At 73.8% G+C, this 15,121-nt stretch carries 12 protein-coding genes and 1 pseudogene; 4 read left to right on the forward strand and 9 right to left on the reverse strand.

The window, feature by feature from the left end; all coding sequences use genetic code 11:
* Nucleotides 1-86: 86 nt before the first annotated feature.
* Entirely contained in the window at nucleotides 87-1,487 is a 1,401-nt protein-coding gene (locus ABZ490_RS11970; protein WP_358988180.1) for an RICIN domain-containing protein, read from the forward strand.
* 21 nt (nucleotides 1,488-1,508) lie between these two features.
* Here ABZ490_RS11970 and ABZ490_RS11975 read toward each other — a convergent pair whose 3' ends face one another.
* From ABZ490_RS11975 to ABZ490_RS11985, 3 genes are all read right to left on the reverse strand, one after another.
* The gene (locus tag ABZ490_RS11975) at nucleotides 1,509-3,617 is read right to left on the reverse strand and encodes an ATP-binding protein (protein ID WP_358988184.1); all 2,109 of its coding nucleotides are present in this window, start codon (nucleotides 3,615-3,617) and stop codon (nucleotides 1,509-1,511) included.
* On the reverse strand, nucleotides 3,614-4,318 hold the full coding sequence (locus ABZ490_RS11980) for a DUF4255 domain-containing protein (RefSeq protein ID WP_358988187.1): 705 nt from the start codon (nucleotides 4,316-4,318) through the stop codon (nucleotides 3,614-3,616). Before ABZ490_RS11980 ends, ABZ490_RS11975 begins: the two co-directional genes overlap by 4 nt.
* A gap of 140 nt (nucleotides 4,319-4,458) precedes the next feature.
* Nucleotides 4,459-5,073, reverse strand: coding sequence for a response regulator transcription factor (locus ABZ490_RS11985; protein WP_055632411.1), 615 nt, complete (start codon nucleotides 5,071-5,073; stop codon nucleotides 4,459-4,461).
* A gap of 407 nt (nucleotides 5,074-5,480) precedes the next feature.
* Here ABZ490_RS11985 and ABZ490_RS11990 point away from each other — a divergent pair, with 407 nt between their 5' ends.
* Both ABZ490_RS11990 and ABZ490_RS11995 read left to right on the forward strand, forming a co-directional pair.
* Complete coding sequence (locus ABZ490_RS11990) at nucleotides 5,481-8,756, forward strand: AAA family ATPase (protein ID WP_358988190.1); 3,276 nt, start codon at nucleotides 5,481-5,483, stop codon at nucleotides 8,754-8,756.
* A 35-nt stretch (nucleotides 8,757-8,791) separates the two neighbouring features.
* Nucleotides 8,792-9,127: an AQJ64_40280 family protein gene (locus ABZ490_RS11995; protein ID WP_358988193.1), complete on the forward strand. Its 336-nt coding sequence runs from the start codon at nucleotides 8,792-8,794 to the stop codon at nucleotides 9,125-9,127.
* Here ABZ490_RS11995 and ABZ490_RS12000 read toward each other — a convergent pair.
* On the reverse strand, nucleotides 9,124-9,885 hold the full coding sequence (locus ABZ490_RS12000) for an SDR family NAD(P)-dependent oxidoreductase (RefSeq protein ID WP_358988196.1): 762 nt from the start codon (nucleotides 9,883-9,885) through the stop codon (nucleotides 9,124-9,126). The genes ABZ490_RS11995 and ABZ490_RS12000 overlap by 4 nt on opposite strands.
* A gap of 133 nt (nucleotides 9,886-10,018) precedes the next feature.
* Entirely contained in the window at nucleotides 10,019-11,623 is a 1,605-nt protein-coding gene (locus ABZ490_RS12005; RefSeq protein WP_358988199.1) for a peptidoglycan-binding protein, read from the reverse strand.
* 265 nt (nucleotides 11,624-11,888) lie between these two features.
* Between ABZ490_RS12005 and ABZ490_RS12010 the strand changes: the two genes are divergently transcribed.
* Complete coding sequence (locus ABZ490_RS12010; RefSeq protein ID WP_358988202.1) at nucleotides 11,889-13,052, forward strand: sensor histidine kinase; 1,164 nt, start codon at nucleotides 11,889-11,891, stop codon at nucleotides 13,050-13,052.
* 9 nt (nucleotides 13,053-13,061) lie between these two features.
* Here ABZ490_RS12010 and ABZ490_RS12015 read toward each other — a convergent pair whose 3' ends face one another.
* The 4 genes and pseudogenes from ABZ490_RS12015 to ABZ490_RS12030 form a co-directional block, all read right to left on the reverse strand.
* Nucleotides 13,062-13,319 (reverse strand): hypothetical protein, encoded by a 258-nt coding sequence (locus ABZ490_RS12015; RefSeq protein ID WP_358988205.1) that lies wholly within the window; start codon nucleotides 13,317-13,319, stop codon nucleotides 13,062-13,064.
* Nucleotides 13,316-13,510 (reverse strand): annotated as a pseudogene (locus ABZ490_RS12020) (hypothetical protein); the annotation flags it as partial. The gene ABZ490_RS12015 and the pseudogene ABZ490_RS12020, both read right to left, overlap by 4 nt.
* Before the next feature lie 12 nt (nucleotides 13,511-13,522).
* Nucleotides 13,523-14,380: a helix-turn-helix domain-containing protein gene (locus tag ABZ490_RS12025; RefSeq protein ID WP_358988207.1), complete on the reverse strand. Its 858-nt coding sequence runs from the start codon at nucleotides 14,378-14,380 to the stop codon at nucleotides 13,523-13,525.
* Nucleotides 14,381-14,578: 198 nt separating this feature from the next.
* Nucleotides 14,579-15,055, reverse strand: a complete 477-nt coding sequence (locus tag ABZ490_RS12030; protein WP_358988209.1) for an ATP-binding protein — start codon at nucleotides 15,053-15,055, stop codon at nucleotides 14,579-14,581.
* Nucleotides 15,056-15,121: the final 66 nt, after the last annotated feature.

Genomic DNA, 15,121 nt, shown 5'->3' on the forward strand with positions numbered 1-15,121 from the left:
AGGGGCAGCCGGTGCCGCCCTGCCGGGCAGTCGCTCTGCCCCATGGCCTCTGATCCGGGTGGTCGTGTGCACCGTAGCGTCGGTGTGTGACTCTGTGGACTTCTCTTGAGCCGGCGGCCGCGACCGTCGACCCCGGCAGCAGTACGACCGTACGGCTGCGGGTGCGCAACACCGGTGATGTCGTCGACGAGTACCGCTTCGAGCCCGTCGGGGACATCGCGCCCTGGACGACGGTGGAGCCGCAGACGCTGCGGCTCTATCCCGGGACGACGGGCACGGTCGAGCTGACCTTCGCGCCGCCGCGCAGCCCGGACGCGGTGGCGGGGCCGAATCCGTACGCCGTGCGGATCACCCCGACCGAGCACCCGGACGCGACGACCGTGCCGGAGGGGAATCTGACGATCACCCCGTTCACGGAGGTGCGGGCCGAGCTGGTGCCGCCGACCGTGAAGGGGCGGTTCCGGGGCCGGCCCCGGCTGGCGATCGACAATCTCGGCAACAGCAGGGTCACCGCGTCCGTCGCGGGGGCGGACACCGGTGACAACCTGGCGTACGAGTTCCGGCCGTCGAACGTGCAGATCGAACCGGGCCGGGCCGTGTTCGTGGACACCACGCTGCGGCCCCGGCAGATCATCTGGTTCGGGTCCAAGGAGCAGCGGCCGTACGCGCTGAGCGTGCAGCGTTCGGGGGCGGTGCCGCTCTCGGTGGACGGGACGTTCGTGCAGCGCGGGTTCCTGCCGCGCTGGCTGGCGACGTCGCTGAGCATCGCGATGGCGCTGACGATCGCGTTCGTGATGATCTGGCTGGCGTACAAGCCGCAGGTGCGGTCCCTCGCCTCGGAGAAGATGGTGGAGGTCAACGGCTCCGCGCTGCCGAGCCCCTCGGTGGCGCCGCCGTCCGCGCCGAAGAGCGACTCCTCCGCGCAGGCGCCCGCGGATCAGCCGGCCGCGTCCGCCCCGGCGCAGAACAGCGACAGCGGCGGCTCGGGCTCGGGCTCCGGCTCCGGATCGGGATCCGGCGGCGGGTCGGGCGGCTCGTCGGGATCGAGCGGCGGCGGGGGCGGTTCCGACGACTCGGACGACCAGACCGAGGTGGCCGGGCAGCTGATCATCGGGAAGGGCTCCAACCGCTGCGTCGACGTCACCGACGCCCAGAACGGCAAGGGCAAGGACGGCACCCCGCTCCAGATCTGGGACTGCGCGGGCTCCGCCAACCAGAAGTGGGACTTCCGCAGCGACGGTACGGTCCGCGCGCTCGGTCTGTGCATGGACGTCGCCTGGGGGTCGAAGGACGACGGCGCGGTCATCCAGCTCGCGAACTGCAGCGGCAACCCCGCCCAGCAGTTCGTGCTGAGCGACGCCGGTGACCTGGTCAACCCGCAGTCGAACAAGTGCGTGGACGTCAAGGACAACGGGACCGGCAACGGCGCGAAGCTCCAGCAGTGGACCTGCTCGGGGACGCCCAACCAGAAGTGGCGCGTGGAGTAGGGGTCAGGCGGGGGGCGGGGACTACCAGTTGGCCTCGCCCGGCACCAGGCGGCCCGCCTTGCGGTACTCGCGGCGGGCCCCCTCCAGCAGGTCGCCGTCGTCCACCGGTCCGCCCCGTCCGGCGGCCAGGTAGGCGGCGGTGACGACCGCGCTGCGGATCGAGCCGCCCGCCAGCTCGAACTCCCCCGCCAGCGGGGCCGGGTCGACGCCCTCGGCGCACGGCACATGGACGAGTCCGTGCCGCCACAGGGCGAGCCGCTGCTCCCGGTCCGGGAACGGGAAGTCGATCACCAGGTCGAGCCGGCGGGTGAACGCCTCGTCGATGTTGGCGCGCAGGTTGGTGGTGAGCAGCGCGATCCCGTCGAAGGACTCCAGGCGCTGGAGCAGATAGGCGCTCTCCATGTTGGCGTACCGGTCGTGGGAGTCCTTCACCTCGGAGCGCTTGCCGAAGACGGCGTCGGCCTCGTCGAAGAGCAGGACGGCGTCGGTGCGGTCCGCCTCGGTGAAGATGCGCTCCAGGTTCTTCTCGGTCTCGCCGACGTACTTGTCGACGACCGAGGACAGCTGGACGACGTACAGGTCGAGGCCGAGCTCGGCGGCGACGACCTCGGCGGACAGGGTCTTGCCGGTCCCGGACTCGCCCGCGAACAGTCCGAGCACGCCCCTGCCCCGTCCGCCGCCCGCGCTGAGCCGCCAGTCGCCGAGGACGCGGTCGCGGTGGCGGGCGCGCAGGGCGAGTTCGTGGAGCTGGGTGAGGGGGCGGTCGGGCAGGACGAGATCGCTCCAGCCGACGTCGGGGCGGATACGGCGGGCGTGCTTCTCCAGTCCGGACGCGGACTGCTGGCGTGCGGCGACCCGGATGTGGTCGGGGGCGAGCGGGACGCCCTCGAACGTGGCGAGCGCCTGTGCGGCCCGCGCGGCCCGTGCGACCCGGTCGCCGCCGAGACGGTACGGGGCGACGGTGGCCGCGAGATCGAAGCCGGGCCGGTCGAAGCCGGCCCGGTCGGGGGCGGGTTCCCGGTGGGGTGCGGGTTCCCGGTGGGGTGCGCCGAGTTCCGTCTCCCAGAGGTCCGTGCCGCCCGCGCCGCGGCGGGGGGCGTCCAGGACCAGGGGGTCCGTGGGGGTCCAGTGGGGGTCGTAGGGGCGGGGGTCCGCGAGGAGGACGGTCACGTCCGGTGCGGTGGTCAACGCGGCGACCAGCGCGGCCGGTTGGTCGGGGAGCCCGGTCACCACGACGGCCCGTCCGGTGAGGCGGGCCTCGCGCAGGAGGGCGGGGATCCGGTCGGTGGGGCCGGTGAAGCGCAGGGCCTCGACACCGGCCGTGTGCAGGGCGGTGGCGAGCGCGGCCTGTCCGTCGCCCTCGCGGTGCTCACGGAGGTAGACGGTGAGGGGGCCGTGCCGGAGCCGGTCGGCCAGGCGGGCCGCGAAGGGGGCGACGGGGGCGAGAGGGGCGACGGGGCGGTCGGTCGCGGGGTGCGGCAGCGGGTGCAGGTGGCCGTTGAGGGACGCGTCCGGGGTCGGGTCGCCGAGGAGGTGCCCGAGGAGCCGGTCGGGGACGCGCAACGAGCGGGACAGGAAGGGGCGTTCGGGTTCCTCGGTCTCCAGCAGGCCCAGCGCGGACAGCGGTGCCGAGGCATGGAAGCGGGCCCGCGCCGACGCGAGGTGCACGGGCGCCCCGCACAGTTCCAGCGCGAGCCCGACGGTCGCCCGGCGCCTGCTGACGTCGTCGTTGAGATAGCCGTACAGCGGCTCGAACGTCCGGTCCAGATCGGGGGCGAGCGCCACGAGGAGCACGGCGAGATCGAGCGCGGTGAGGGGGAGGCGGTCGGCGAGGGCGGTGAGGCGGTCGCCGGGCGCGTCCGCAGGCGGATCCGCCGGGGAGACCGGCTCACGGCCCAGCAGGTGCCGTACCGCCTCCTCGGAGAGGTACAGCCCGCGCAACGGGTCGTCGGCCGTGGGATCCCCGACGGCCCGCCGGTCGACCAGCCCGGCCACCCGCTCGCGCAGGGCGCCGAGGCGGGCGAGCAGCGCGGCCGTCGGATCGGCCGGGGCCGTCTCGGCGGCGAGGCCGGTGGAGGGGTGGTCCGTGCTGTCCGTCGGATACCCGGCGGTGGTCGTCGTGGCGGTCATCGGCCGTTCTTCTTCGTGGCCCCGTCGGCCTTGCCGGTCCCGCCGGTCCCGCCGGTCTCCCGGGCCTCCCGGGCCGCCTCCAGGTGGTGGGCGCGGTGGGCGCGGCCCTCGTCCTGCGGGGGGTCGCCTTCGAGGCCGGCGACCCGGACGAGGGCGCCCTCGGTGACCGGCGGCCCCGCGTCGTACTCGGGGTAGGCCGGGAAGGGGGCCGTCACCACCAGGTCCAGGGAGGGCTTCAGCTCGCCGCCGAGGGCGGACCAGATCTCGGCGAGGGAACGGGTCTCCGTCTGGACGCCGGCCACGTTCACATGGACCGCCAGTCCCAAGGCAGCCAGGGCGGCGGGGAGTTCGTCGGCGCCGATGACCTCGCGCGGGATGAGGTTGGCCAACACGGCGGAAAGCAGCCTGTGTTCGTCCTGTGGAGTTTTCGTCCAGGCGGTCACGAGGTAGGAAAGTCTGAACCAGCGCGGTGGCTGACGCCGTTTCACCACGACGTCCCGCTCGTCACGCACCGCGACCTGTCCGCGCTGGCGGCGGGCCACGTCCTCCCGGATGTCGTACAAATAGGCATTGACGACAGGGGAGTTGCGCCGGGCCGCCCAGTCACGGGTGGGTGCCTCGAAGGAGACGTCGATGCCGGAGCCGGTCAGCGCGCCCCCGCCGAGCAGGCCCTTGAGGACCTCGTCGACCTCGTGGATCACCCTCGCGCTCCTCCATCGCCCTTACCGCGGAACCCCGTTGACCGATCGTGCCTCCGACCGGCCGGGTTCCGCAGGCGCGCCGGGGTCGGCGGCCGGGCACGACACGCTGCCCGCGTGTTCTGCTTCGAGTGCCCGTTCGGTCAGATGTAGCCTTCCCGGAGGGCATATGCCACCGCATGCGCCCGGTTCCGCAGATGCAGGCGCGTCGTGAGTCCGTGCATCACGTTCTTGACGGTTCGTTCGGAGTAGGACAGCTTGCTGGCGATCTCTCCGGTGTCGAGGCCCTCGGCGACCAGCCGCAGGACGTCCACCTCCCGTGGCGCGAGCCCCAGCGAGGGCGCGCCCGGGCGCCCTGCCGCGCCCCGGTGCAGCGTGCCGACCTGGCTGATCAGTCTGCCCAGCAGATCGGAGGGCAGGTCGCCGTCGCCGCGCGCGGCCGCGAGGACCGCCTGCACCAGCCGGTGCGCGGTGGCCTCCCGGCGCCAGACGATCGCCCCGACCCCGCACTCGATGACGTCGAGCAGTTCGGTCTCGCGGATCGCGCCCACCACGAGCACCACCCGGGTGCCCTCGGTCCGGGTGATCCGGCGCAACCGGGCCAGCGCGGTGTCGTCGAGGGTGTCCTCGACGAGCAGCGCGACCGTGCCGGGCGTGGGCGTGGGCTCCTCGCGGACCTCGATCTCCGGCCGGCCGCGCAGCTGGCTCGCGGCGCCCTCCCGGGAGATGGGGTCGGGGGCGAGGACGGCGACGGGCAGCCGTCGCCTGACGTTCGGCGTGCCGGTGTCCGGCGTCCGGGCGTCGGAAGTCCGGGTGTCGGAGGTCCGAGGGTCGGACGTCCGGGCGTCTGCTGTCCGGGGTGAGCTGAGCAACCTGTCCCCCATGGTGACGGGACCGCGGCCGGCGGGAACCGGTGGCGGCTGGGTCCTGTCAAGACTTCTGTGGTTCCGGGGGCGGGCGCAATCGTGGACCACCACGAGCCGCACCACGAGAGCAACGGGGAAGCAACCACAAGGTGCGAACATCACTGCAGGTCAACGGGGGTTCGATGGGCGTGCGGGAGGTGTGTCGTGAGCCTCGCCACACCGGACGTACGACGTCGTGCGGAACCGAGCCCGGCAGACGGACCGCGTCTGAGGGGCGTACCGACTGGCAGGAGACAGGGATGAGCGGACCCTTGCGGGAACGCGGCGACGCGCACGCGCTGCTCGTGGCCGAGGTCGAGCGGGCCCGGGCCGGCGCGGGCCGGCTCGTCCTGCTGCGCGGAGCCACCGGCACCGGGCGCTCCGCGCTGCTGGAGGCCGCGGTGGCGCACGCGGCCGGGCGGGGGCTGCGGGTGCTGCGGGCCCGCTGCTCGCCCGGGGACACCGCCGTCCCGTTCTCCTGCGTCCTCCACCTCCTGGGCCCCGTACCGGAGTTCGCGGACGAGGAGGTGGGGCCCGGGCAGGACGACCGGGGGAGCGCGGCGCGGCTGTGGCGGCTGCTGCGGTCGTACGCGGCCGAGGGCCCGGTGATGGTGGCCGTGGACGACGTCGACCTCGCCGACGACGCCTCGCGGCGCTGGCTGATGGAGGCGGCGCGGCGCGTCGACCGATTACCGCTGCTGCTCGTGGCCACCGAGCGCAGCCAGTACGACATCGATCCCCCGCCGACAGGTATCACGCACGCCCTCACCCCTTCCCTGGTCCGCACCCACACCCTCGCGCCGCTCTCCGACGACACGTCGGCGGAGCTGGTCCGTGCTGCCTTCCCGCAGGCCTCGCCGCGGTGGACGGCGGACTGCGCCGACGCCGCGGCGGGCAGCCCGCTGCTGCTGCACGCCCTCCTCGACGACCTCGCGGGCGCCCCGTCGTCCGCGCCCGTGCCGCACACCTGCGCCGCGCTGTACCCCGGGTCCTACCCGGCCGCCGTGTCCTGGTGGCTGGAGAGCGCCGGGGAGGCGACGGCGGAGGTGGCCCGCACCCTGGCGGCCCTGGAACAGACGGAGGACGACGCGACGCCCCACCACGAGCGGAGCGATGACCACGACCGGAGCGAGGCCCGCGTCCCCGCACAGGCCCGGTCCACCGAGTTCCTTCCGGCTGCCCACGCGATCCGGCCGGGGGGCGGGGGCCGGCCCGCCGAGCCCCGTCCGTCGGCCGAACCGCGGGGGCCGGCCGCCGGGTTCCACGGTCCGGCCGACGGGTTCCACGGTCCGGCCGCCGAACCGCAGGGGCTGGCCGACAGGTTCCACGGTCCGGCCGCCGAGCCGCACGGTCCGGCCGACGGGTTGCATCGTCCGGCCGCCGAGCCGCACGGTCCGGCCGACGGGTTCCATCGTCCGGCCGCCGAACCGCATGGTCCGGCCGACGGGTTCCACCGTCCGGCCGACGGGTTCCACGGTCCGGCCGACGGGTTCCGCGGTCCGGCCGACGGGTTCCGCGGTCCGGCCGACGGGTTCCGCGGTCCCGTCGGCGGGTTCCGCGGTCCGGGCGGCGGGTTCCCCGGCCCCGTCGGCGGGCCGCGCCCCGGCTCGCTTCCCCCGGAGACCGCCGTGGGCCTCGCCGCGCTGCTCGCCGACGTCTGTGCCGCCGATCCCGCACGGGTCTCCGGCTGGCTCACCGCGATGACCCGGCTGGGGCTGCTGCGGACGGGTGCCGACGGGCGCCCCCGGTACGCGCACCCCCTGTTGCGGGACGCCGTCCTCGCCGGCTGGCCCGCCGGGCGCCGCCAGGACGCGCACCGCGCCGTCGCCCAGGCCATGCTGCGCCGCGGCGACGGCGTGGAGAGCGTGGCCCGGCAGCTGCTGGACAGCGCGCGGGTCGGTGAGCCGTGGGCACTGCGCGTGCTGCGCGACGCGGTCACGGTCGCCCTCCGCGCCGGCCGCGCGGACGACGCCGTCGGCTATCTGCGCCGCGCCCTCGCCGAACCACTCCCCGACGACCTCCGGCAGCGGCTGCTGACCGAACTGGGCTCCCTGGAGTACGCCTCCGCGGACGCCCCGGTCGGCATCCCCCGGCTGGTCGAGGCCCTGGACCTGCCGGCCGAACCCCGCGACCGGGTCCGTACGGCGATCGCGCTGGGCACGGCGCTCGCGGGCCGCGGGGAGGTCCGTACGGCGGTGGAGGTACTGCGCCGCACCGAGACCCTGCTCCCCGGTCACCCCGAGCTGACCCGCACCCTCCAGACCGCGTCCGCGCTCCTGTCCGACCAGGACCAGACCGTCCGCCAGGACGCCTACCGCTGGCTCGCCGAGACCGCCGAACGCTCCCCGGAACTGGTCGGCGCCTCCGGCCAGGCCCTGCTGGTGCGGTACGCGGCGACCGCCGGGGACATCGGGGCGCGCGAGGCGATGCGCCGGGTGCGCACCCTCCTGGAGGAACCCGCCGACCCGCTCGCCGAGCCCTTCCTGCTGGGCACGGCGGCGGCGGTGGCCCAGTGGGCCGACGAACTCGACGAGGCGCAACGCCTGGTGGAACGCGGTCTGGCCTCCCAGCGGCCCTCCCTGCTCCACCCCATGGAGCAGGCGCTGCTGGACACCCGCTGCGACATCGCGGCGGCCCGGGGCGACTACCGCACCGTCCTCGCAGGTCACCCGCGGACGGCCCGCGGCCACCGCCGCGGCATCCCGGGCAACGCGGACGCGCACGCCCTGACGGCGCTGGTGGAGACCGGCCGTACGGCCGAGGCACGCGCGCTCGCGGACACCTTCGATCTGAGGGACGCACCGGACTCCTGGGAACTCAACCGCTTCCTCTACGCGCGGGGCGTCCTGCGCTTCACCGAAAACGATGTCGCGGGCGCCCTGCACGACTTCCTGGAGTGCGGCCGCCGCCAGTCCGCGCGCGCCGTCCTCAGCCCGGTCGTCACCCCGTGGCGTACGGCGGCCGCGGAGTGCCGGCTCGCCCTGGGCAACCCCCGGGAGGCGCTGGCCCTGGCGGAGGAGGAACTGCGGCTGGCCCGGGTGTGGAACACCCCGCGCACGGTGGGGCGGGCGCTGCGCGTCCTCGGCCGGGCCACCCGGGGCCGGCGCGGTCTGGAACTCGGCGACGAGGCGGTGGCCGTCCTGCGGGACTCCCCCGCCGAGGCCGAACTGGTCGCCTCCCTGCTCGCGCAGGGCTTCCAGCTCAACGCCTCCGGTGAACGCGTCCGGGGCCGCGACCATCTCCGCGAGGCCGCCGAACGCGCCGAACGCCTGGGCAGCGAGCGCCTCCTGGCCCACGCCAACCAGGCCCTGCGCACGGCGGGCGCCCGCCGCACCACCCCGGCGCACACCGGCTCCGGCTCCCTCACCGGCAGCGAGCGCCGGATCGCGGAACTCGCGGTGCAGGGCCGTACCAACATGGAGATAGCCGCGCTCCTGCACGTGGCCCGCCGTACCGTGGAGACCCATCTCACCAGCGCCTACCGCAAGTTGGGCATCCGCAGGAGAGGCGAACTGCGGGCGGCGCTGGAACGGTGACCGTACGAGCGGACACGGACCCTGGAGGGGACGACGTGGACACAGTGGTGGAGTGGGTGGACGCCCGTGAGCGGCTGCCGCGGTCCGGGACGCCGGTGGCGGCCGCGACGACGGGCCGCTACCCGGACGGGGAGGAGTTCTGGCTGGTGCTGCCCCTGTACTTCACCACCCTCCACCTCGCCGAGGACGGCACCGAGCACCACGACTGCTTCGTCGACTCCGACCGGGTGGTCCGCCTCCCCCGGGGCCGCCCCTGCGCCGAGCCGGTCACCCACTGGGCGGCGCTGCCGGACCTGCCGGGCCTGGCCGTGCGCCAGGTGCTGGGGGACGCCGTGGGACCAGCCCTCCGGCAGGCGGACGGCCGGGACTAGGAGGGAGTGTCGGCGACCGGGTCCAGGAGGACCGGGGCGCCGGCGAGGACTCCGCCGTCGAGGACGAACTCGCTGCCCGTGGCGAAGGTGGCCTCGGTGATGATGAACAGGACCGTGCGGGCGACCTCCTCGGGCGTGCCGAAGCGGGGGATGGGCTGGCCCGCGACGAACCGGTCGTCGAAGCCGGCCGTCATCGCCGTACGGATGGCGCCGGGGTGGACGGAGCAGACGCGGACGCCGTCCCCGGCGAGTTCCAGCGCGGCCGTCTTGGTCAGTCCGCGCACGCCCCATTTGCTCGCCACGTACGCGCCGACGCCGGCGTACCCGGTCAGCCCCGCCAGGGAGGACATGTTCACGATCACCCCGCCGCCGGCCCGGCGCAGCGAGGGCGCCGTCGTGCGCATCCCGAGCCAGGTGCCCTGGAGGTTGACGTCCAGGACCCGGCGGAACTGGAGCAGGCTCTCCTCCGCCAGGGTGCCCCACCCGGCGATCCCCGCGTTGTTCACCAGCACCGACACCGGTCCGGCGTGCTGCTCGGCCTTGGAGACCACCTTCCGCCAGCCGCCCTCGTCGCTGACGTCCAGGTGCAGGAAGCGGGCCGGGGCGCCGAGCTCCTGGGCCAGGGCGGCCCCCTCGGTCTCGAGGATGTCGGCGATCATCACCGTGGCGCCCTCGGCCGCGAGCAGGCGGACCACCGCGGCGCCGATCCCCCGCGCCCCACCGGTGACGATCGCCACCCGCTCGTCGAGACGACCCATCGTGACCTCCTGAGACGACGACCACCAGCCCCAGCATGGGCCGCGGGGGGCCGGGACCGCAGGTCGGGCTGGTCCGGACGGGGGACACGGCCCCGGGGGACACGGCCCCACGGCCCCCCGCCCGGGTCACCGCTCAGCGGACCCGGATGAACAGCACGTCGTACCCGCTGGTCGTGCTGCGGTTCTTGATGTAGACGCCCTCCGAGCCGCCGCCGCCGGGGTCGCTGGTGTTGCCCTCCACGGTGGTGAAGGAGGAGCCGCTGCCCACCGAGCGCACGATGCCGATGTGCTCGTGCCCGCCCTCGAAGTCCCAGCCGCCGTTCCAGTCGAACGCCACGATGTCGCCCGGCTGCGGATCCGTCGTCACCGACAGGTGGTAGTTCCCGGCCCGCGCCTGCCTGACCCAGCCCACCACGTACGTGTTGCGGTAGGAGCTGGCCCCGGTCTGCTTGGCCACCCAGCTCACGAAGGTCGCGCACCAGGCGTAGGTGCTGGTGGACCTCGACAGGCCCACGGCCGATCCATAGCTGTTCGCCCGGGCGCTGCCCTCGACCGTGCCGGCCTCGGCCTCGGCCACGGCGAGCATCTGGGCGTACCCGCCGCCGGGCGGCGTCGAGGACGGCGGGGTGACCGCGCCGTACAGGGCGGCCTTGGTGTTCGTCCCCACCTGGCCGTCGACCGACAGCCCCTTCTCGGCCTGGAAGTCCCGCACCGCGCTGTAGGTCAGCGGTCCGAAGTCGCCGTCGACGGCGAGATCGGCGCCGTGGTGGTTGAGCAGGCTCTGCAGTTCGGTGACACAGCCGCTGCGCTGGCCCTGCACGATGTTCGCCGGGCACGAGGAGGAGGTCAGGTTGACCGGCGCCGGTGCGCCGCTGCCGCCGCCCGTGCTGATGTTCGCGTACAGGGCGGCCTTGGTGTTCGTGCCGACCTGGCCGTCGACGGAGAGACCCGACGCGGACTGGAAGGCCTTCACCGCCGCCAGGGTCAGCGGACCGAACTGGCCGTCCACGTCGAGGTGGTAGCCCTTGCCGTTGAGCAGGGCCTGGAGGGTGGCGACACAGCCGCCGCTCTCCCCGTCCACGATGTTCGCCGGGCAGGACGCCGAGCGCAGGTCCAGGGCGGTGGACGCCGACTCGTCGGTGTCGTACAGCTCCCGCTTGGTATTGGTGCCGACCTGGCCGTCCACCGACAGGCCGTGCGAGGACTGGAAGTCGCGGACCGCGCTGTACGTGGCCGCGCCGAACTCGCCGTCCACGTCGATCGTGTAGCCGAAGTGCTGGAGCAGCCGCTGGAGTTCGCTGACACAGCCGCCCTTGTCGCCCTGGACGATGTTCGCCGGGCACGAGGCGGAGGTGAGCACGATCGGCGCCGGGGCCGAACCGCCCGTCGCGTACAGCTTGGCCTTGGTCTGCGGGCCGACCTGCCCGTCCACGGCGATCGCGGTGGAGGCCTGGTACTGGCGCACCGCGTAGAGCGTGTTCGCCCCGAAACTGCCGTCCACCACCAGACCGGCGCCGTGCGCGTTGAGCAGGTTCTGCAACTCCGTGACGCAGCCGCTCACCTGCCCCTGGACGATGTTCGCCGGGCACGAGGAGGAGGTCAGCCTGATCGCCGCGGGCGCCGCCGCCGACGCCGGACCGGCACCGGCGCCGATCAGGGTGCCGGCCGTGAGGAGTGCCGTGGCGGTGGCGAGCGCACCGGTTCTGAGGGTTCTGACACGAAGAGATCTCTGGCTCATGACTGCGGGACGTCTCCTTCGCCGGGACATGTCGGCACGTGGGTGTGCACGACCAACTGCCGGTGATGTCGGGGCAGTTGAGGCCTCGATTAAAGCGCCGTGGACCGTCGGTCCGATACGCTCCCGGCCCAGCCTTTGCCCTCGGTTGGCCGGCGGCCGAACGACCAGCTCAGCCGGGCCCCGGCACCGTACCCGCCGCGGATCCGCCCCCGCCTCGACCGTTCGGCCGATCCCGTGACCACCGCCCGCGCCTACCGTTTGCTGCATGAAATCCGGTGGGGTGAAGGGGTGGGCGCGGGGCGCCGCCGTCGGGGCGCTCTTCGCCGCCGCGCTGATCGACCTGGCGGCCACGCACGAGGTCGGCCACCCGCTGTGGCGTCCGGTGGTGGTGCTGACCGCGGGCCTGACCGCGATCCTCTGGCCCACGGCCCGCCGCCCGGCCTGGCTCACCCCGCAGCTGCGCACCACGGTCCCGGCCCTGCTCTCCCTCGCCTACACGGCGTCCGCGTACGTCCCCCACCACAGCGCCCCCTTCGGCCCCGGCGAGCTGACGGTGCTCCTCTGCCTCCTCTTCCTCGCCGTACGGCACTGTCCACCGCCCTGGTCGGTGGCGTGCGCGGTGCTGGACGCGGGCGCGCTGCTCGCCACGCCGTTGCGCTACTACGGGGCGCTGCCGCCGGGCGGCACGCCGGGCTTCACCCTCGTCGGCCTGATCCTGATCGGCGTGGTCGCGGGCCTCGCCGCCTACCTCCGCTCCCTCGACTACCGCCGCACGGTCGCCGTCGCCGACACCCGCCGCGAGGAGCGGCTCGCGATCGCGGCCGACCTGCACGACTTCGTGGCCCACCACGTCACCGGCATCCTGGTCCAGACGCAGGTGGCGCGCATGATGGCGACGACCCGGCCGGACGACCTCGACCCGGTCCTCGCGGGCATCGAACGCGCCGCGACGGAGGCCCTCGCCTCCATGCGGCGCACGGTGGGCGTCCTGCGGGACACCGACGCCGAGGCGGACCGCCGCCCGGTGGGCGACCTGGCCGCGATCACCGACCTGACGGAGGGCTTCGCGACCCCGACGCAGCGCATGCTCCTCGACCGGGACCCGACCCTCCCGGACGACCTCCCCCACGAGGTTCAGGCCGCCGCCTTCCGGGTCGTCCAGGAATCCCTGACGAACGTACGCCGTCACGCGGCCGACGCCACGACGATCACCGTCCGTCTCCGCCGGGCGGACGGCGGGCTGGAGGTCGTGATCCGCGACGACGGACGCGGCGGCACCCAGCTCCCCGCCGCAGCGCACGGGGGCGGCTTCGGCCTGGTGGGCCTGAGGGAGCGGGTCGGGGCGCTGGGCGGCGAACTGCGGGCGGGACCGGCCACCGGCAGCGGCCCGGGCTGGGAGGTCCGGGCACGGTTTCCGACGGCCCGCTGAAGGGCTTGATCAGAAGCTCAGGTAGGTGAGCTGGACGACGCATACGCGTTCGCTGCGTACGACGACCTGGTAACCGAACCAGCCGCCGGAGACGATGATTTCGCCTCCCTTCGGGTCGATCCCTTCATGGGCCCGGCCGTGAAGGTGGAGGGCTTCGGCTGCTCTGACCAGCTCGTCCGCCTTGCGTTCCACGGCGGTGAGGAAGTCCGTGGGGGCGGTACGAGCGGCGGCTTCGGCGCCGAAGGCGTATTCCCACTTCCAGCTCACTCGCGAACCGCTTTCAGTGCCTCTTCGAGGACTGCACTCAGCTCGCGGAGGGCTTCCCGCGCAACTTCCGGATCTTCATCTTCCAGATTGCTCTGCGCCTGGGCGTAGCGGAGGGAGAGGTCCGGGCGGCGGGCGATTTCGATCTCCTTGGCCCAGATCAGGACCCAGCTCTGCACCGGGCTGAGCGATTGCACAGAACGGTCTCAGGAGACGATGGCAACGGTAGTGCGGCAGTCACGGCAGAGTCCTGGGGTCGGGGCGCGGAAGGGGCGGTCGCAGCCGTCGCAGTTCTGGAAGGGGTGTCTGGGCTCCGGGGCGGCCGGGGCCGGGGGCCGGAACGGGGGCGGGGGTGGGAGCTGGGCGGTCAGGCGGTGGGCGAGGAGGGCTGCGGGGCGGCGTAGGGGTTCGTCGGGGAGGTCGGCGGTGAGGGCGTGGCGTACGGCTGTGGGGGCGAGGTCGCGTTCCAGCCAGGCGGCGACGCCGGGGGCGAGGTGTTCGGCGTCGGTGGCGGAGAGGAGGAGGCGGGGGTCGTGGCGGCGGAGGGTCGCGAGGAGGTCCACGGCCGTCTGGAGGAGGGCGGGGGAGGCGTACGAGGGCTTCGGCACGGCGGGGAGGAGCTTGCGGCGCGGCGGGGGCCTGTCCTGGGCGGGGCGGGGTGCGGGCTTGGTGGAGGTGTCCGCCGGGGCGGTCCGGTGGCCGGGCTTGTTGCAGGAGACCGTGCGGGTGACGATCCGGCCGCAAGGGGTGCGCTCGCGGGTGCGGCGCAGGTAGCCGTGGGCTTCGAGTTCGTTCAGGGCGGCTGCGATCCGGGTGGTGCCCTCGGGGAAGCGCTGGGCGAGGGACTTGATGTCGATGCGGGTGCCGGATTCCAGCGACTGGATGTGGACGCCGAGGCCGATCGCCAGGAGGGACAGTTCCTCGTGCTGGGCGAGGTGGTTGCCGATCACCGTGAAGTGGGTGGAGTGGCGGGAGTTCTCGTGGATCACGCCCGTGTGGGGGTGATTCCTGCCCGGCTTACGGGACTTGGCGGGGGTGTGCGCGCTAGGGTTTTCGGTATCCATCGGGAAGGTTTCGTCTTCCTAGTTGGTCAGGCCCTCGCACCGGGATTGCCCGTCCCTGCGGGGGCCGTCGCATGTCGGCGGCTGTCGCGCTGAGCGTAAGCCAGGCAAGGGGCTGCAAATCCAGCTGAGTTGGGCTATTTCACCCGCCCGGGTGAGTTTGATCCACGGGCGGGAGGGGTGGGGCTTGGTCGGGTTCTTTCACCCGTGTCTTTGGTCCTTGGGGAGACCGCCCCCGGCACCGAAGCGCACGGTCTCAGGTTCCGGTGGCAGCACCACCTCCGCCCAGACCGTCTTGCGCGGCGGCAGGCCCTCGTACACGCCCCAGCGGTCGGCGTACGCGTCCACGAGCAACAGGCCTCGGCCTGACTCTCCGTCACCAGGGGAGGGTTGGACGTGCGGCATCCGGTCCCCTCGTGTGTCCGTCACCTCGATACGGAGCGTGTCCGCGATGACGTAGAGGAGGAGCGAGAAGTCCCTTCCCTGGACGCGGCCGTGGGTGGCCGCGTTGGAGGCCAGTTCGGCGACGATCTGCGCGGCCGGGTCCAGGGAGAGGCCCCAGGAGCGGAGTTGTTCCGTGGCGAGGAGACGGGCGAGGCGGGCGCCTCTGGGGGTGGGGGAGAGGCGTACGTCGAAGTTGCGGATGGGGGAGTCGAGTTGGGGGTGTTTCCGATTCACGTCACCCAGCGTGTCCGTTCATGCCTACTCTGAATAGTGAGCGCGCGCTTACGTACAGTCACTGTC

The sequence above is a fragment of the Streptomyces sp. NPDC005811 genome, assembly GCF_040630405.1.
Classification (GTDB): Bacteria; Actinomycetota; Actinomycetes; order Streptomycetales; family Streptomycetaceae; genus Streptomyces.

Bases quoted from the DNA above. Each gene is read 5' to 3' on its own strand.
- ABZ490_RS11975 (WP_358988184.1), bottom strand. From the start codon at position 3,617: ATGACCGCCACGACGACCACCGCCGGGTATCCGACGGACAGCACGGAC.
- ABZ490_RS11990 (WP_358988190.1), top strand. From the start codon at position 5,481: ATGAGCGGACCCTTGCGGGAACGCGGCGACGCGCACGCGCTGCTCGTG.
- ABZ490_RS12000 (WP_358988196.1), bottom strand. From the start codon at position 9,885: ATGGGTCGTCTCGACGAGCGGGTGGCGATCGTCACCGGTGGGGCGCGG.
- ABZ490_RS12005 (WP_358988199.1), bottom strand. From the start codon at position 11,623: ATGAGCCAGAGATCTCTTCGTGTCAGAACCCTCAGAACCGGTGCGCTC.
- ABZ490_RS12010 (WP_358988202.1), top strand. From the start codon at position 11,889: ATGAAATCCGGTGGGGTGAAGGGGTGGGCGCGGGGCGCCGCCGTCGGG.
- ABZ490_RS12025 (WP_358988207.1), bottom strand. From the start codon at position 14,380: ATGGATACCGAAAACCCTAGCGCGCACACCCCCGCCAAGTCCCGTAAG.